General features: G+C 45.9%; 17 protein-coding genes. 14 read left to right on the top strand and 3 right to left on the bottom strand.

Going from position 1 to position 16,979, the window contains the following annotated elements:
- Positions 1 to 58: 58 nt before the first annotated feature.
- Both GCU39_RS08605 and GCU39_RS08600 read right to left on the bottom strand, forming a co-directional pair.
- A complete protein-coding gene (locus GCU39_RS08605) occupies positions 59 to 559 on the bottom strand; it encodes a L,D-transpeptidase (protein ID WP_152393137.1) in 501 nt (166 codons plus the stop codon).
- A 150-nt stretch (positions 560 to 709) separates the two neighbouring features.
- Positions 710 to 1,621 carry a LysR family transcriptional regulator gene (locus GCU39_RS08600; RefSeq protein WP_152393136.1) on the bottom strand — a complete coding sequence of 304 codons (912 nt, stop codon included), beginning with the start codon at positions 1,619 to 1,621 and terminating at the stop codon, positions 710 to 712.
- 195 nt (positions 1,622 to 1,816) lie between these two features.
- Between GCU39_RS08600 and GCU39_RS08595 the strand changes: the two genes are divergently transcribed.
- The 11 genes from GCU39_RS08595 to GCU39_RS08545 all read left to right on the top strand — a co-directional run bounded on the left by GCU39_RS08595 (position 1,817) and on the right by GCU39_RS08545 (position 11,692).
- A complete protein-coding gene (locus GCU39_RS08595; protein WP_152393135.1) occupies positions 1,817 to 2,284 on the top strand; it encodes a DinB family protein in 468 nt (155 codons plus the stop codon).
- Positions 2,285 to 2,558: 274 nt separating this feature from the next.
- Entirely contained in the window at positions 2,559 to 3,212 is a 654-nt protein-coding gene (locus tag GCU39_RS08590; protein ID WP_152393134.1) for a hypothetical protein, read from the top strand.
- Positions 3,213 to 3,351: 139 nt separating this feature from the next.
- Positions 3,352 to 3,891 (top strand): GNAT family N-acetyltransferase, encoded by a 540-nt coding sequence (locus GCU39_RS08585; protein WP_152393133.1) that lies wholly within the window; start codon positions 3,352 to 3,354, stop codon positions 3,889 to 3,891.
- Positions 3,892 to 4,093: 202 nt separating this feature from the next.
- The gene (locus tag GCU39_RS08580) at positions 4,094 to 4,729 is read left to right on the top strand and encodes a DJ-1/PfpI family protein (RefSeq protein ID WP_152393132.1); all 636 of its coding nucleotides are present in this window, start codon (positions 4,094 to 4,096) and stop codon (positions 4,727 to 4,729) included.
- Between the two features lie 99 nt (positions 4,730 to 4,828).
- Positions 4,829 to 5,161, top strand: a complete 333-nt coding sequence (locus GCU39_RS08575; RefSeq protein WP_152393131.1) for an ArsR/SmtB family transcription factor — start codon at positions 4,829 to 4,831, stop codon at positions 5,159 to 5,161.
- Positions 5,158 to 5,574: an SRPBCC family protein gene (locus GCU39_RS08570; protein WP_152393130.1), complete on the top strand. Its 417-nt coding sequence runs from the start codon at positions 5,158 to 5,160 to the stop codon at positions 5,572 to 5,574. The genes GCU39_RS08575 and GCU39_RS08570 overlap by 4 nt, the downstream gene beginning before the upstream one ends.
- A gap of 164 nt (positions 5,575 to 5,738) precedes the next feature.
- The gene (locus tag GCU39_RS08565) at positions 5,739 to 7,994 is read left to right on the top strand and encodes an ATP-binding cassette domain-containing protein (RefSeq protein ID WP_152393129.1); all 2,256 of its coding nucleotides are present in this window, start codon (positions 5,739 to 5,741) and stop codon (positions 7,992 to 7,994) included.
- A gap of 153 nt (positions 7,995 to 8,147) precedes the next feature.
- Positions 8,148 to 8,648 (top strand): P-loop nucleotide/nucleoside kinase family protein, encoded by a 501-nt coding sequence (locus GCU39_RS08560; protein ID WP_152393128.1) that lies wholly within the window; start codon positions 8,148 to 8,150, stop codon positions 8,646 to 8,648.
- 168 nt (positions 8,649 to 8,816) lie between these two features.
- Positions 8,817 to 9,371 carry a sigma-70 family RNA polymerase sigma factor gene (locus tag GCU39_RS08555; RefSeq protein WP_152393127.1) on the top strand — a complete coding sequence of 185 codons (555 nt, stop codon included), beginning with the start codon at positions 8,817 to 8,819 and terminating at the stop codon, positions 9,369 to 9,371.
- The gene (locus tag GCU39_RS08550; protein ID WP_152393126.1) at positions 9,361 to 10,743 is read left to right on the top strand and encodes a stalk domain-containing protein; all 1,383 of its coding nucleotides are present in this window, start codon (positions 9,361 to 9,363) and stop codon (positions 10,741 to 10,743) included. The genes GCU39_RS08555 and GCU39_RS08550 overlap by 11 nt, the downstream gene beginning before the upstream one ends.
- A gap of 85 nt (positions 10,744 to 10,828) precedes the next feature.
- On the top strand, positions 10,829 to 11,692 hold the full coding sequence (locus GCU39_RS08545) for a P-loop NTPase family protein (RefSeq protein ID WP_152393125.1): 864 nt from the start codon (positions 10,829 to 10,831) through the stop codon (positions 11,690 to 11,692).
- A gap of 72 nt (positions 11,693 to 11,764) precedes the next feature.
- Here the strand turns inward: GCU39_RS08545 and GCU39_RS08540 are convergent, their stop codons facing one another.
- A complete protein-coding gene (locus GCU39_RS08540; protein WP_152393124.1) occupies positions 11,765 to 12,190 on the bottom strand; it encodes an ester cyclase in 426 nt (141 codons plus the stop codon).
- 174 nt (positions 12,191 to 12,364) lie between these two features.
- Between GCU39_RS08540 and GCU39_RS08535 the strand changes: the two genes are divergently transcribed.
- The 3 genes from GCU39_RS08535 to GCU39_RS08525 all read left to right on the top strand — a co-directional run bounded on the left by GCU39_RS08535 (position 12,365) and on the right by GCU39_RS08525 (position 16,970).
- Positions 12,365 to 13,816 (top strand): esterase-like activity of phytase family protein, encoded by a 1,452-nt coding sequence (locus GCU39_RS08535; protein WP_152393123.1) that lies wholly within the window; start codon positions 12,365 to 12,367, stop codon positions 13,814 to 13,816.
- Positions 13,817 to 14,043: 227 nt separating this feature from the next.
- Positions 14,044 to 15,858, top strand: coding sequence for an RNA polymerase sigma factor (locus tag GCU39_RS08530; RefSeq protein WP_152393122.1), 1,815 nt, complete (start codon positions 14,044 to 14,046; stop codon positions 15,856 to 15,858).
- Positions 15,855 to 16,970 (top strand): extracellular solute-binding protein, encoded by a 1,116-nt coding sequence (locus GCU39_RS08525; RefSeq protein ID WP_152393121.1) that lies wholly within the window; start codon positions 15,855 to 15,857, stop codon positions 16,968 to 16,970. Before GCU39_RS08530 ends, GCU39_RS08525 begins: the two co-directional genes overlap by 4 nt.
- Positions 16,971 to 16,979: the final 9 nt, after the last annotated feature.

Below are 16,979 nucleotides of genomic sequence, written 5' to 3'. Positions count from 1 at the left end.
CTCCGGAGGAATATCGGCTTTTCGACATGAAAGTCAGTCTATTTTCTTAAGATAAGTATTATTTCTGAATGAGAACCATCGTATTGACTTTGATCTTGTCATACAGCCAACGGACATCTTTGTTATGCATTCTGATACATCCTGCAGATACGTATTTGCCAATAGAGGACTCATTGTTATTGCCATGTATGCCATACGCATACGACGTGTGACCATTTTTTTTCACTTCCAGGCCTAGCCATCGGTCTCCGAGAGGGTTCTTCGGGTCACCGCCTTTAATCTTCTCTTTGTAGTAAGGCCTGTTTTTGATTTTTTCGTGAATTCGGAACAGTCCTTCGGGCGTGTACGTTGACTTTTTGCCTGTTGCTACAGCGAAGGTTTTGATGACTTCCCCCTTTTCGTAGTACGTCAACTTGTTCGTTGACTTATCAATGACGATGAATTGGGCGTATTCCGCATACTTGCTGTTCAGCTTGGCGGACTCTGCATGACTAGATGTTGGAAAAAAGATCATCAACAGCAAGGTAAAAAGAATACCGGTAACAAACAACTTCTTCAACCAAATTCACCTCTCCAAATGGTGTTATGCACCATTCATTCTATGAGGTAAGTGGCTAATTATTGTATGTCCTTGCAAATATTACGAATGTTTCATGAAAACGAGATGTGACTTAAAAATATATGTAAATCATTTCAATGAGGGTTCTTACTACCCAATCTTTGAAGACTTCGCATGATTGATTGCATTATCGATGTAGGCCCTCAACGTCTTGATGAACATACGCATGGCGTATCCGACATATCTATCGCTCCGGTAGATAAGACAAATGTCTTGCGAAGGCGTAGGATGCTTCAAACGCACAATTTTGATCCCTGCATTGTGAAGATTATCCAGTAGCAATTGCGGTAGAACGCAGGCTCCAACGCCTTTCTGTACCATCTGGAGGAGGGAGGACAACGTAGACGTTACCATATGCGGCTGTAGCGTAAACCCATTGTCCATGCAAAAACGGTCGATCAGCTTGCGGCATTGATGCTCGGGTGGGAACATGACCATCTTCAAGGCATGCAGCCTGTTCAAGGGAATGAATTTCTCCGTCGCAAGGGGATCATCCATACTTACTGCCAATGAGAATTCCTCGTGAAACAGGGGAATAGACGTGAGACGATCATCGATCACAGGTCCGATCGTTACGCCGACATCAATGCTTCGGTCCAGTACTTGCTCGGTTACTCTCATGGTTTCCAGAAGGGACAGCGAGATGGTGGGATAGGTCTGATGGAAGTCCAATAGCAAGGCATTAAACATGAGATCTGCGTCACCGGGCAAGACACCGATGGATAGCGATCCGCCTTGCATCTGCTTGAGATCAGCGATGGCATCGCTCGCTTGCTGCAGATGCCTGAACACCGCATCTCCGTGTTCATGAAGAATCGCTCCCGCTTCTGTAAGGACAATTGTCTTCCCAATACGATCGAACAATAGAACCCCTAATTCTTCTTCCAATCTCCTTATCTGCTGGCTGATGTTGGGTGCGCTGACTCCCATTTTTTCGGCTGCTCTCGTGAAGTGAAGCTCCTCACAAATCGCCATAAAATACTGTAGTTGTTTAAACTCCAAAATTCACACCTGCTTTCAATTTCATCGTTGAATGCATGATCAATCCATATTGTCACTCCAATGTCTCTTGTAGTCAATCATGATCGTTAACTCATACTTAACGTTCCGGTAATTCCTACTGCATTGATAGAAAATTCCAGGAGACCTATACTGGGAACATATCAAAGGGCTTCACATGACAAAGGAGGAAATCAAATGTCTGAAATGATTATTAACACAGCAAAAATCGTACGACAAGTGGTATTGCAGCAGGTGCACGCGATCCCTGAGGAATTGTTCGACAGGCAAGCCGAAGGGTTCAACAATACCATCCGTTGGAATGTCGGTCATATGATCTATTGGATGGATACGTATTCTACCTTAAGCTTCGGCACGCCATCGGCCATACCGAGTTCGTATGATACGCTGTTTAACTCAGGAACGAAGCCTTTGGATTGGACGTTTGCTCCGCCATCAAAGGAAGAGTTGGTTGAAATGTTAACTGCGCAGCTCGCGCGTCTATCTGAATTTACTTCTGAAATGATGAGCAAGGAGACTTCAACGCCGTACTCGTTGGGACCGTTCCAATTCAACACCGCTGGCGAATTGTTCAACTTCGCTCTGATTCATGAAGCGATTCACCTTGGAACGATATCGAGCCAACTGAAGGTCCTGTCGCGCTAACCAATTGTGATCTTGAATGCCTCGCTGGTACGATGGCGCTTATGCGATAATTATTCATACTTGATGAACGTTGAAGCATAGAGATAGGCGATTTGTGAGCGGTTGTTAGCACCGTTAACAAATCGTCTTTTCGTATGAAAGAAAGATCAATCGAACAGGGGGAATTCTTTCATCCACTATTGAGAATATATGGTATATTCATTCTATAGCTGGAGAGGTGGAGGAAGAATATGATAGGGAATAGATTGATAGAACTATTACAGCGAGGTACTCTATGAAATTCATCATTATCCTACTTAGTCTAGTCATCTTATCTGGATGCTTGAATCATAACGTTCAAGATGTTACCCAACAAGCGAGTGTTAGCGAATCAAGCACTCCACCAAGTAATTCATCTAAAAATCCAGCACGAAGCCCCGCTTCCATGAGCAAAGAAGACGCAATCCATCTGGTTGAATCAAAACTAAGTGCGGAGTCGCTTCGTGTATCGTATCTTGGTTATGATGGTGTGGATGAAGAAGGGAGTTACATTCTTCGTCAGGCAAGTAGTGCAACGACAGAAGTCATGGAATGGTATCATGTAAATCCGGTTACCAGGCAGATCACATGTGAAATATTGGAGGATTTTTGTCTGGAACAGGATACGGATACATCTGAATCCACGAATACAGTGAAAGAGTTATCAAACGATCAGAAAAAGGCACTAGAAATGGCTAAAGTATTCGCTAAAGACAAGCTTCAACAAGATGGATATGTGGAAGATACGACGCATATCGAATTTACAGGAGAGCATGATGGGAAACAACAGTTTCAAGTATGGAATCCAGGGGTTGGCGGCAGTAATACAATCGATTGGTTAGAGGTTGACCTGGCATTAAATGTCGTTTCTTCAGATTTGTATGGCGATGAAGTCATAGATATGAAGTAGGTACAACAATCGTAGGGTTGCGATAAAAAAGTGTTGAATTTTACACAAAGAAAATATAGCGTTCATACAAATCCCGAAGTCCTTTTATATACTTAAATTGTTTGATGATGCGAATTAAAAGGACTAGGTGATTGATCAAATGTTAAAAAAACGTGATGTACACGATTGCCATTCACTGTATAACTTCATGCAAGATCCAGTCGTATATCCATATGTTCGTCATAAATGCCAGTCGGTTGAAGAATTCATATTTATCACAAAACAAGTGATTGATGAAGAAGAACAGAAGACGTGCATCTCTCGAACGATTCTGGACGAGATGGGTCATCCCATTGGTACCATCGATTTATATCACATTATCGAACATACTGGCTTCTTGGCTACTTGGATTGGGGCTCCGTATTTCGGACAAGGATATAATCAACGGGCGAAGGAATCCTTTCTTGCTGAACTGTTCCTTGAACATCAGATCGAAACGGTATACATGAAGATTCGCAAACAAAATATTCGATCGAAGAAAGCCGTAGAAAAACTATCGTACGTCAAATTAGCCAATGAAACTAACCATGAGGTTTATCAATCGATTAACCCTGCAGAAAAGATCTACGATTTGTATCAAGTGGAGCGGGTAGATTTTCTCGAATACAGTGGAGATTTGCAGCATGTCATTGCGACGTAACAAACGGTGCAACTAAATGCGTTTGTTCAAATTCTATAAAGACTCTGAAGGTAGCCGATTTTCGTGTGGCTGCCTTTTTTGCATAATAAGTTGTCGACGTTCGAGAGATCACTGACATACTGTTGTCAATATTAGACGTTTACACTTCGTTATAGAAAGGGAGTTCATCTGAGAAATTACATAGATCATCAAGGAGGATTACATGAAATACGCTTATGCTTATGTGTTAGATTCGATGGCAGATTGGGAACTAGGCTTTGTAATTGCAGAACTCAACTCAGGTCAATATTTCAAAAATCAAGGGAGCCGCATTCCGGTCAAAACAGTGGGGGCTTCCAAACATCCGATCACGACAAAAGGCGGCATGAAGATCCTGCCGGATCTGACGGTCGATGAGATGTCGCATGAAACATCCGCGATATTACTCTTGCCAGGGGCAGACCATTGGATCGAACCAGAACATGCAGCCATTGTTGAAAAGGCAAAACAACTGCTGGAAGCTGGCGGCATTGTTGCAGCAATATGTGGAGCGACCACCGCACTTGCTAATTCGGGTTTGTTGGATAATCGTCTACATACAAGTAACAGTCTGGAATATCTGTCGATGTTCTGTCCCGCATATAAAGGTGCTGCCTGTTATAAAGATGAGAAGATCGTTACAGACCGCAATCTTATTACGACCAGTGCTGCCGGCGGACTTCTATTCGCGCGTGAGGTAATTGCACGACTGGATCTATTTCACCATGAAACGTTAGAAGCTTGGTTCAACTACTTCAATACGGGCGACAGTAAATATTTTTACACCATGATGGAGACGCTGCAAGGCGTGAAACGATGACTTGACACGACACTATATGGTGTCATATAATCAACTCGACACTAAAAGGTGTCCTGTTAACGGTAGCACGACAGAAATTAGTATATTGGAGAGGGTGTTGTGAGCGAGAACAGTCCGATGCGGGATGTATTTGATGCGATTGCAGATCCAACGAGACGTCGATTGATTCAATTGTTATCAGCGTCAGAGGAGCTGCCGCTTCATGAGTTAACGTCACAGTTCCAGATGGGCCGAACAGCGGTATCCAAGCATTTGACCATCCTGAAAGAAGCCGGGTTGGTGCTTGACCGTAAAGTCGGCAGAGAGACGCGATTCAGGCTAAATGCCGAGCCCCTCAAAGAAGTCCAAGATTGGGTGGGTCACTACAGCAAATTCTGGCTTGCGAATATGATGCGCTTGAACCAATTTCTATTAGAGGAGGAAGAAGAATGAGCAATACATTAACATTAGATTTTCAATATGCGTCGTCGATCGAGAAGGTGTGGTCGGCTTTAACCGATTCCAATAAGCTGGCGAAATGGGTCGTCAACAATCAGACCGGTGTGCCGATGGAAAATGATTTCAAACCTGTCGTTGGTCATCGTTTTCAGTTCCGCACGCAGCCGAGCGAATGGTGGAATGGCATTATTGAAGGTGAAGTGCTGGTCGTAGAAGAACCTAACCGGTTATCTTATACGTGGGAGAGCGGAGAGAAGCATACGGTCACTTGGACGCTGCAGACTTTAGAGGACGGCAAGGTGAATCTTCATCTCGAACAGTCCGGCATCTCCAACGAGCAAGCTCTTGCAGGTGCGAAGTATGGCTGGAGCAATTGGTTCAAAGGATTTGAACAGGCGTTGGCGTAACCCCCGCGCTTGGATCCTTTGCGCGCTATCCTAGATCGCTGTTATCATGGATAGAGCACTATACGCTGCTTGAGTCAACATAGACCGGCTGCATGTCATGTGCAGCCGGTCTATGTTGATTCGGGAATGCATCGAAATTTACACGATCGGAAGGATGTTAGAGTATGAGCGACATGAATCAAGAATATATCGTCATCTCGGCTGCGCGGGAGAACAATCTTAAGAACGTATCGCTGCGCATTCCTAAGCGGAAGATTACGATCTTCACCGGGGTATCCGGATCCGGCAAGTCATCGATCGTCTTCGATACGATTGCCGCTGAATCTAGCCGTCTGCTGAACGAGAACTTCAGCATGTTCGTGCGCACGTTCCTGCCGAGCTATCCGCAACCAGACGCGGACGCAATCGAGAACCTGAGCATGGCAGTCATTGTCGACCAGAAGCGATTAGGCGGCGGTTCGCATTCGACGATGGGCACGATTACCGATATTTCTCCTATTCTTCGCCTGCTCTTCTCTCGCATGGGTCAGCCACATGTTGGGCATGCTAGCAAGTTCTCGTTCAATGACCCGCATGGGATGTGTCCCGAGTGCAACGGCATCGGCCGCAGACTAGGCGTCGACATGCGCAAGGCGCTAGATATGTCCAAATCGCTCAATGAAGGAGCGATCATGCTGCCGGACTATGCGGTGAATAGCTTCGAATGGACGAATATCGTGCAATCGGGCTCCTATGATCTCGATAAGAAACTGAGCGATTTCCCCAAAGAAGAGCTGGACGAACTGCTGTACGGCAAAGCGAAGAAGATCCAGGTACAGTTCGGCGGGAAGACCATCAATATTACCGTGGAAGGTTTCATTGAGAAATTTACGAATAAGTACATCAAACGGGATGTCAAGACGATGTCCGAGCGCACACAAAAAGCGGTTGCGCCGTTCATAACGGAAGGTCCTTGTACCAGCTGTCACGGTGCAAGGCTCAATCAAGCCGCGCTCAACTGCAAAATCAATGGACGCAATATTGCGGAGATGTCCTCGATGGAAGTCGGCGAGCTCATTCAGGTCGTTCAAGAGATCAACGATCCTGTTGCCGCGCCGATCATCAAGTCGCTTAAAGAACGATTGCAGCATCTGGTAGATATCGGACTGGATTATCTTACATTGGATCGCGAGACGGATACCTTGTCCGGCGGCGAATCGCAGCGCGTGAAGATGGTGAAGCATCTGAGCGGCAGCCTGGTAGATGTCACCTACATTTTCGACGAGCCTAGCGTTGGTCTGCACCCTCGCGATGTTCATCGGTTGAACGAATTACTGGTAAAATTGCGAGATAAAGGCAATACCGTTATCGTCGTCGAGCATGACCCTGATGTCATCAAAGTGGCGGACCATATCGTGGATGTCGGTCCTTACGCCGGCAGTCGTGGCGGTACGATCGTATTCGAAGGCGATTATGAAGGGCTGCTGGCAGCCGATACGCTGACGGGCAATCATATGAAGCGGCAGCTCTATTTGAAGCAGGATAGCAGGAAGCCGTTGGGCAAGCTGCATATCAAGGATGCAACATTGCATAATCTTCAGAACGTAAGTGTAGATATTCCGACCGGCGTGCTGACCGTCGTAACCGGTGTAGCAGGCTCCGGCAAAAGTACATTGATCAACGACGTATTCCTCAGCCAGCATGCGGATGCGATCGTCATCGACCAATCGGCCGTAGGCGTATCCACACGCTCGAATCCCGCGACCTACACGGGCATCATGGACGATGTGCGCAAAGCATTTGCTTCCGCGAATAAAGTGAACCAAGGTCTATTCAGCTTCAACTCTAAAGGAGCTTGCGAGAACTGCCAAGGTCTCGGTGTCGTGTATACAGACCTCTCCTTCTTCGAGAGCGTGAAGATGCCGTGCGAAGTCTGCGGCGGGAAACGATTCAAGGAAGAGGTGCTCGAGTACAAGCTGAACGGCAAATCTATTGCCGAAGTGCTGGAGATGACCGTGGAGCAGGCATTGGAGTTCTTCAAGCTGAAAGAAGTCGTGCGGAAGCTGCAGGCGATGAGCGATGTGGGCCTGAACTATATTACCCTAGGGCAACCGCTCAGCACACTATCCGGCGGGGAATGCCAGCGCATCAAGCTGGCCAGCGAACTGCACAAAGAGGGCAGTATCTACGTGATGGACGAGCCGACGACAGGACTCCATATGTCGGACATCGGTCATCTGATGCAGATTATGAACCGTCTCGTGGATGCGGGCAACACGGTCATCGTCATCGAACACAATCTCGAAGTCATCAGCCAAGCGGACTGGATTATCGATATGGGCCCGGACGGTGGCAGCAAAGGCGGCCAGGTGGTATTCGAAGGCAAACCTTCGCAGATTATCCAAGTGGAGCAATCGATCACGGGCAAATACTTGAAGTAACAAGAACGATATAGTAACCAAACGAAAGGCTGCCGGTAAAATCGGCAGCCTTTTATTTACTTAATGGACAATTTTGTGCGATTCAACGCATTCGTTATATGATAACTTAGGATGAGAGGGTGTAGGTTTTATTGTGTGAAGGAGGCGAATTTTATGCTATATATCTTTAGCGGGTTACCGGGTACCGGGAAGTCTACGTTATCAGCTGCTCTGGCCCAAGAGTTAAGGGCGACGTATCTTCGGGTCGACGTTGTGGAGCAAGCGATGCGAGTAGCCGGCACTTGGGTGGATGGACCAGCAGGATACATCGTGTGTTACGAGCTTGCGTCGCAGAATCTTCGGCTGGGTCTCGACGTGATTGCAGACACGGTCAACCCCATTCATGTGACGCGCCAAGGCTGGCGCGAAGTGGCGGAATCCCTCGATTTACCTTATGTAGAAATCGAAGTGATTTGCTCCGATGAACGCGAACACAGGTATCGGATCGAGACACGTACCTCCGATATTCCCAACTTTGTTCTACCCACATGGGAGAAGGTTATATCTCGAGATTACGACGTCTGGGACCGAGACCACCTTGTCATCGACACGGCCCATCATACCGTTGCTGAGAGCCTGACGATGTTGCGTGAACAATTAAATAAAACGCGCTAGGAAGTCGCAGGTATCGGCATGATCGCCGGTCATCTGCGCTTTTTTTCTAGTTAAAAGTGTAACCATTTGGGTTTATTTGTGTATTTGGTTATGTAACGGTTACGGTGAATACATAATGCATTATGAAAAACATGTATCAACACAATACACAAGGACGGATTGAGGAAGATGAATGAACGTAAACTTCTAATCAGTTTAAAGAGGAAGAAAAGAGGCGCTCTCGATGAAGCCATAACCATCTATACCGGCTATGTCGCCACGATCGTGTATAACCTGATTGGGAACATGATGTCAAAAGAAGATATGGAAGAAGTGATTTCCGATGTATTTATATCCCTGTGGAATCATTCGGATAAGTTAGATGAACGTCGCCACAGCATTAAGGGGTATCTGGGTGCGATTGCTCGGAATACCTCAAAAAATAAACTCAGAGGGCTGAATTCCGATTTAAGCATCAATGAATATGAAATGCTATTTTCAGAAGTCGATTTTGTTGAAGAAATAGAACAAAAAGAGAGAGCGGCACTTCTTTTTACAGCGATAGACAGCATGGAGGAACCTGAAAGAGAAATTTTTAAACGTTATTATTTTGGCGATGAGAAGGTAGGCAATATTGCCAAAGATATGAAAATGACCGTTTCTTCCATCAAAATAAAGCTGTTCAGAGGACGGAAGAATTTAAAGATGAATCTGATCGAAAAGGGGTACGAATATGAAAATTAAGCTAAACAAGTTTTTTGTCAAAGCTGAATCCAAAGCTCGTACGATTGATCATATGATCTATGAAGAAACCCTGAATCTCACAGGAATAACCTCTAACGATATTAAGCGCAGAGTTAATCAACGATTGAATACTAAACCACAAGAAAAGAGAATGTACATGAGATATAGATTAACCAAATTTGCAATCGTTACAACGGCTATTTTAACATTGGGCGCAGGGTCGGTTTTCGCTACGAGTCATATTGATTTACTGAAAGAGTTTTTTGTGGGAGATACGAAAATATTACAAAAAGAGATACAGAAGCCAAATACAAACATGCAAAATGAAGAATATAAGGTGACGCTGGAACAAGTGCTGGCAGATCCGCACGAGGCGATCATCGTATTCTCTGTCGAAGGTTTAACAACGGAAGCCATAAATGAGCTAGAAACAAATTCGATGTTTTTATTTGAGAGTAATATGAAATTAGAGACAACGCCGGGGTCCGAAACGAAAACGAATGGCTATGAACATACGACCTTGGAGGGAAGTAATTCATTTAACAAAAGGTATTTTGCTTTTGAAGTGCATTCGATCGATAATCCCAAACAAGAGCCTATGAGGTTATACTTGAATAAAGCGAAATCGCCGGAACTATTTATTACAGTCCCAATGAATAGTAATATTCCAACGTTTGATTTTCAAATGAAACAGGAAGCCGAGGCGAACGGGAAGAAATATACTTTAGAGCGTATGAGCATCAACAGTATCAGTATGGTTGTCGATTCGAGAGGCTGGAACGGTATAGAAGGAGCCTTACCGCCTGAAATATTTTTCAGAATGGCAAACGGTACGATTAAAACAAAGAATCAATTGGTTAATCCATTCAAATCTTCAAGTTCTATCCTGACTGCAGATCATGAAGGGATATACCGCTTTTATTTCAGATTTAAGGAGATTATAAATATAGACGATATTCAATCCGTTATTATTGATCAAATGGAATACCCATTACACCGTAAGGTTGAGCCCAAACCGGTCGTGATCGATGGAAAATTGCATCGCTTTACAAGCAGAATTATTAAACACGAAAAATCGGAAAAATATGGCCCATTAATGTCGGTAGATGAAGTTAGTAAAGGATTAGGAGCGGAATATTCATGGGATCAACAGAATGCTAAACTGATATTTACTTATAGGGGCACGACGTTAGAATTAGTAGCGGGTGGCAATAAGGCTATTGTCAACGGACAAGAAACGCCATTACAAGATTTCGAAGGCGTCTATATGCAAAATGGAGAATTGAGTCTATCGCCAAATCTGCTAGAAAAATACTTTGATATTGAGTATTCACTGCAATACGCTACAAAAATGTGGATTGTTTCACCATAAACATATACAGATCAATCCCAAAGGTGTTGCCTGCTGGTATCAATCATGTTTATAATTTCCTTATCCTTGCCTATGGAGTGATACAGTGACACACTTACGATCTACGAAATCGAAATTAATAATCGTTGAAGGAATCCCTGGTTCAGGAAAATCGACGCTAGCCGGATTTATCCATAACTTCTACGCAAGCCAAAATATCGCATCCGAACTATTCTTAGAAGGGGACTTGCGTCACCCTGCGGACTATGAGTCGGTTGCCTGTATGCCGTACCAAGAGCTGAATAAGATCAGATCTAAATACCCTGATGTGTGTCATCTCATTGATCCATTCGTAACTATGAGAGGCAACGATGCGCTTATCCCCTATGCTCTTGCGCAGCAATCTGCTCTTCATCAAATTCCGCCCAGTTTATATGAGGAGCTTCAGCATTATGAAATCTACGATGGGATATCTGTAAACCAGCATTGCGAGTTGATCGTCGAGCGATGGAAGTCTTTTGCGCATCAGCAGCGTGACCAAGAATCCAAAGTCGTCTTTGAATGCTGTTTTTTCCAGAACCCTGGTTGCGCATTGCTCGCCCGACATGATGCAGGAGCTGATCGATTCATTCAGCATGTATTACAGATTGCGGAGCAAATTCAGCAGTTAAACCCTATATTGTTCTACTTGAAGCAAAGCAATGTCCGCGAGACAATTGATCAAGTTAAAACAAAGAGATCACAAGAATGGTTAGATTTTGTGATTTGGTATCATACAGAACAAGAATACGGAAAGAATAGGGGACTTCACGGATACGAAGGATACTTGAAGTTCCTTGAAGATCGACGCGAGCTAGAATTGCAAATCATTGAGCAGCTTCCGTTTCAATCCTATATCATCGATAACACCGAGTATGATTGGGAGAATCAGCAACAGATGGTTCAGGATATCCTCATGAAGAACATTTAGACCGTAGCTTCAATAGATATGATCATGTTCAATTAAAAAGGCACCCGATGGGGTGCCTTTTCACGTATTCGTTCATAATGGTGACTTGTTGCGCTCCATTTGAATCCGAATGCCTTCGCGATCAATTTGTATCCAATATTCTACGATCTTCTCATGCTCAACACGGTAGACGGCGCTTGCAATCTCGATGACGGGTTGATGTGTGGGCGCATAACCGTCTACTTCACCGATATGAATACCGGATTGCCTCCATCGTACATATACGCGATCCGCTTGTGCGATGAACGCCTCGATCGATAGATGGAATGGTCCGTAGGCATCTAACATTTCACGAACATGATCCGCATAATTGGCTGGTGACCGCTCGACGGTTACCTCATTTTCCGATGTGAGCTGATGCGCCAGAACGCGCTCCGCCATCAAACGGTGTGCCGCATCCGGTTCTTGTCCCGAACGAACTTTTTCAAAAAACTCACGTACGACTTCTTCAGCTGACATCGTATGTTCTCCTTTACGAAGTAACTTTTTTCGTATTGTAACACAATTATCGGTATCTGGCTGTTGCTTGTTTGTTTACAAATATTTAATAATAAAAATCCACAATTTTTACATGACGCAAATACTACTCTCTTATGATCAAATTATAAAATGAATAAGGGAGAATACATACGCATGAATAAAAAATGGATGATGACAGCAGCAGCCGTACTGATACTTGCGAATACGAGCATTGCAAGCGCAGCAGATCTGGAGGATTCGACGAACGATACAATCAAGTACTCCAACAATGGTCAGACGATTATACCATCAACGCCAGCGGTTAACCTCGACAGTAAACTCTATCTACCGATTCGTGCATTAAGTGAAGTGTCAGGCAAATATGTTGATTGGGACGAGTTCCGCAGCCGTGTCGCATTATCGGACAAGCCCGTCTTGACTGGAAAGTATGAACTAAAAGCGCGTAACTTGGCAGACGGCATCAAAATGGGCGTCGGCTCCTCATTGACGCATATCCCTGGCGACCCGGAGAATGTGTTCTATTCCACTGCGGATCGTGGACCTAACGGACAGATTGAGGTCGATGGGAAATCTCGCCGTACGTTTCCGTTACAAGACTATGTACCTACCATTTATAAAATTAAAATCGAAAATGGTGAAATCAAGATTCTTGAGGAATTCCCGCTGAAGCTGAACGGCGTGAATCCTGTGACAGGCAAATCAACGATTTCCGGCTTGCCGAATATTGATGGACGCGATGAAGTGCCATACGATGCAAAAGCTGAGAAAAAACTCAAATATGATCCGTACGGTCTGGATATCGAAGGGATCGCTTATAATTCGAAAGACGATACGTTCTGGATCTCTGATGAATACGGCCCGTCAATCGTTCACGTCAAGCGAGACGGAACGATCATTGAACGCATCGTGCCACAAGGCTGGGCTGCTCAAGTACAGACACCGCTCGTCCCAGCACGCAAGAAGCTCCCAGCAGTGTATAACAAACTTCGCCAAAATCGTGGTGCAGAGTCCGTAGGCATCACGCCGGACGGAAAATACATGTTCATGGCGATGCAGAATGCCTTGCGTAATCCAGACAAAGCGATGGACAACTCCCGTCAAGTACGTATCATCAAGTTCGATCTAGCGACACTACATCCCGTAGCAGAATATGTCTACGTATTGGAGGATGCCTCACCATACACTGGCCTGGCACAAGGAGATATCGTTCTGTCCGACATGGTAGCCATCAATGAGAACACGTTACTAATCGACGAACGAGACAAATTCTCCGGCGATAAAGCACAATTGAAGCGTATCTTCGAAGTTGACTTATCGGATGCAACGAACGTACTCGGCAAGTATGATGATGCCTCGCTGGCTGGCCAAACACTTGAGCAAATGAGTCAACAAGATCTGAAAGCTCAGGCAATATTGCCTGTATCGAAACGCACGGTGTTGGATGCGGTTGAGTTCAAATTCCCGTATGAGAAAATCGAAGGCGTGTCGCTCGTAAACGGCAATACATTGGTTATAATCAATGACAACGACTTTGGAATCGACAGCACCACTCCAGCTAACGGCACGGAGTTATGGACATTTAAGCTGCCGTATACAATCAAGTAATCGAGTTTTATTTGGAAAGGGCTTATGCTTCTCACGAGCATAAGTCCTTTCCTTTTTTTCTTCGAGAATGCAGACAGACAATCGCAACATTTAGAGGATAATGAAGCGCTTTAGCAGAACTTATTTTCAAATAACAAACGCTCAAAAAATTTTGTATAAATAATGTTCAAATCAACCGACCGGGTGGCATCTACATCAATAGGGCAAAGAGACGCGAGGAGGAAAGCATGGCATTCAAAGCAGAGGATAGGGTAAGTACAGCTAACAAGGCTTCATTAGATGGGGTAGCGTCCTTCGATCGGGATCAATCGCTGGTGGAGCGTGCGCAGCAAGGAGACACCGAGGCGTTCGGCGAATTAATTGAACAGCATCGCGACAAAGCACGCAGCTTAGCGGAGAGGCTGACAGGGGATCCCCACATGGCTGACGACGTCGTACAGGATGCGCTTATACGTGCATTCATGCATATGGGTACACTCGTCGATACGAGTCGTTTTCTCCCTTGGTTTTACCGTATCGTTCGTAATCAAGCGAACATGCGGTTTCGCCGTGGCGGACCGCACCGGAATGAACGGCCATTCGTTTCTATCACCTCTCAAGGAGAACATGGCTCTCAGGTAGACTGGGAGGACCTGGACAGTATTCTCTATCATTTAGCAGGTAAGGCGTCAGATGCCGCGATGAGAGAGCAGGACCCGGCGGAACACCTTTTGCGCAAGGAAATTTACGAAACGATTCATGCGCTGCTGCATTGCTTGAACCGTAAAGAGCGAGATATTTTTAAAGCTTATTTTTTTCGCCAGTTGAGTCCAGATGAGATCGCCGACATGTATCGCATGACGACTGGCTCGGTCTACACGTATATCCACCGCTCTCGTCAAAAGCTCCGAAAGGAGCATATTCGCGTCTCTTTAGGCCTTATGCCTGAGAAGAAGGGAGGAAGCGGATTGTACAAACATCAACGACTTGATTGGCGGCCATGGCAAACGGAGTCTCCAGTTTTGTCGACGTTCGTGAATAGCGTTGGGCAAATGCTTGCGTCAATTGGCGACCGACGGGAAGCAGCAGATCTCATGGGATTGTCCACCTTCGCATTCCGCATGAAGATCTCGGATAAGACAACATTCGCTGACGGCATCTACGTGTTTGATTGGAAAGCCTCGCTGCAGGGACTAATGAGGGAGCTCGGTTATGAGATCTCGATACTATGCGGTCAATTGGTAGACTCGCCCATTCCGCTGCTCGGGGCGGTGGAGCGATTCCCAATCGTGCTCCGGATGGAGGAGGCGGTACTACCCTTTATTCGCAGACACATCGACGCCGGGAAGCCGGTTCTGTACTTTGACACGTTGGTTACCAGGCCGTTTGTGCACGAGTGGTCGATTATCTATGGCTACGATGATCGTGAAAAAGTTATTCATCTCACCGATCCGATTCGGTCGGAAGGCAAAGTGCTCTCGTACGACGATGTGACTGACAATCCTGTCCGGTTCTTAGCTGGTATTGAATGTAAGTTGGAGCAAGTCGAAAGAGCAGCTGGGAAGCAACAAAGTGAGATATCAGCGCGAGAACAAGCACTGCGGACAATCCGGTTCGCTATCGCTTATGCCAAGCACGGCTGCGAGTATCGACCACGCACTTCGTACTTGAGTTACACGTCCGGATTGGCGGCATATGACCGCTGGATAGGTCATCTTCGTAACCCGCATATTGCGCCGAACCGTTATGGGATGGGGCAGCTATCCGCAGTATATGCTGAATCGAAGCATTATGCGGCGCTTTACCTACGAGGCGTACCGCTTGTAGGTGAGGCAATGCGGATGGCCTTGCTGGCTTCAGAAGCCTATGAGCAGGCCGGGGATGCGATGGCTGAACTTTGCAACCTTGTGCCGTTCATCCGGACGTCGGAGATTCTATCTACAGACATGCGTGAAGTTTGCGCTCAGCAGTTAGACAAAGCCAAGGCCTTCGAAAGCGCCGCGGTTGGTTATCTGGAGAAAATAATAGCCTTCATGGCACGGGAAGAGGGAAGCGGACAATGAAAGAATTGAAGTTTATGACGGAGTTTCAATATTTACAAAGGGTGATGGATGCCAAGGAGTCATTTGAACGTGCCCACCCTGGCGTAACAATTGTCATTGAGCAATCGACAGATCATTTTGATTCGAAGAGCGCCTATGAATCCGATGAGGCGCCGGATATCATAGAGTCGGGAGGATGGTCGTTGTTCAACAATAAAGACATGTTCGTAGATCTAAATCCTTATGTCGCAGAAGTCGACGGACTTGAAGAGGATCTATACCATGGACCAATGAGGGTTGCGCGACACAACGGCTTGCTGCCAGGATTGCCGGTCGACGTCAGTATACCGCTAATTGTCTATAATAAGGAATTATTTGACCGCGCCGGACTGGCTTATCCAACCGAGGATTTGACATGGGATGAATTCATCGAGGTCGGTAAAAAGTTGACGATCCGTAATGAACTTGGCGTCGCTTCACAGTTCGGTTTTGGAATCGGTGTAGATATCGAGTGGTATGAGCCGTTTGTCTTCCGCAATGGTGGAAGCTATCTGTCTCCGAACGGTTCGACTGCTAGGGGGTATATCGATAGCCCGGCAACGATCGAGGCGTTCCGCAAAGTGATAGACGCGTATCGTATGCACGGAGTGATCCGTAAGCCGGACGAGCCTTCTGAAGCGGGTCAGCTTCATGAGGGATTCGCGATGATCTTCGGGTTTATGTGGTTTACAGGCGACTTGATCTATCACAAGATCGACGACAAGTTCGGGGTGGTTGGCCTGCCGAAAATGAAGATCGGCGATCAGTCGAACATGATCTATATGGGCGCGGCCGGAGTGACTTCGAAGTCGAAGAATCCTCGTCTTGCCTGGGAATTTCTGCATCATTATATCATCGAACGACATTCTTGGCCGCTTCCGATCACACATTCTCAAACGAAGGAACGAGGTCTAACTGAACACCGCCTTTGGTCGCGGTACATGGAGGAGCTCGACCACGTACGGCCAAGCGGGTTTTACCTCAGTGAGAAGTGGAATTCGTCACGTCAGCTCATTAACGAAGACATCCACAGGATGATTCTTGAAGGGGTTGATGTGTCCAAAACGCTGCGGTCTTGGACGAGATTCGCATAATAGGCGGGC

Source organism: Paenibacillus guangzhouensis (genome assembly GCF_009363075.1).
Classification (GTDB): Bacteria; Bacillota; Bacilli; order Paenibacillales; family Paenibacillaceae; genus Paenibacillus_K; species Paenibacillus_K guangzhouensis.
The sequence above is the reverse complement of the archived record's forward strand: the minus strand, read 5'-3'. Positions and strand labels throughout refer to the sequence as shown.

What these genes read in the sequence shown, in the direction of transcription:
- GCU39_RS08595 (WP_152393135.1), top strand. Translation starts at nt 1,817, where the DNA reads ATGTCTGAAATGATTATTAACACAGCAAAAATCGTACGACAAGTGGTA.
- GCU39_RS08590 (WP_152393134.1), top strand. Translation starts at nt 2,559, where the DNA reads ATGAAATTCATCATTATCCTACTTAGTCTAGTCATCTTATCTGGATGC.
- GCU39_RS08585 (WP_152393133.1), top strand. Translation starts at nt 3,352, where the DNA reads ATGTTAAAAAAACGTGATGTACACGATTGCCATTCACTGTATAACTTC.
- GCU39_RS08580 (WP_152393132.1), top strand. Translation starts at nt 4,094, where the DNA reads ATGAAATACGCTTATGCTTATGTGTTAGATTCGATGGCAGATTGGGAA.
- GCU39_RS08570 (WP_152393130.1), top strand. Translation starts at nt 5,158, where the DNA reads ATGAGCAATACATTAACATTAGATTTTCAATATGCGTCGTCGATCGAG.
- GCU39_RS08565 (WP_152393129.1), top strand. Translation starts at nt 5,739, where the DNA reads ATGAGCGACATGAATCAAGAATATATCGTCATCTCGGCTGCGCGGGAG.
- GCU39_RS08560 (WP_152393128.1), top strand. Translation starts at nt 8,148, where the DNA reads ATGCTATATATCTTTAGCGGGTTACCGGGTACCGGGAAGTCTACGTTA.
- GCU39_RS08555 (WP_152393127.1), top strand. Translation starts at nt 8,817, where the DNA reads ATGAATGAACGTAAACTTCTAATCAGTTTAAAGAGGAAGAAAAGAGGC.
- GCU39_RS08550 (WP_152393126.1), top strand. Translation starts at nt 9,361, where the DNA reads ATGAAAATTAAGCTAAACAAGTTTTTTGTCAAAGCTGAATCCAAAGCT.
- GCU39_RS08540 (WP_152393124.1), bottom strand. Translation starts at nt 12,190, where the DNA reads ATGTCAGCTGAAGAAGTCGTACGTGAGTTTTTTGAAAAAGTTCGTTCG.
- GCU39_RS08535 (WP_152393123.1), top strand. Translation starts at nt 12,365, where the DNA reads ATGAATAAAAAATGGATGATGACAGCAGCAGCCGTACTGATACTTGCG.
- GCU39_RS08530 (WP_152393122.1), top strand. Translation starts at nt 14,044, where the DNA reads ATGGCATTCAAAGCAGAGGATAGGGTAAGTACAGCTAACAAGGCTTCA.
- GCU39_RS08525 (WP_152393121.1), top strand. Translation starts at nt 15,855, where the DNA reads ATGAAAGAATTGAAGTTTATGACGGAGTTTCAATATTTACAAAGGGTG.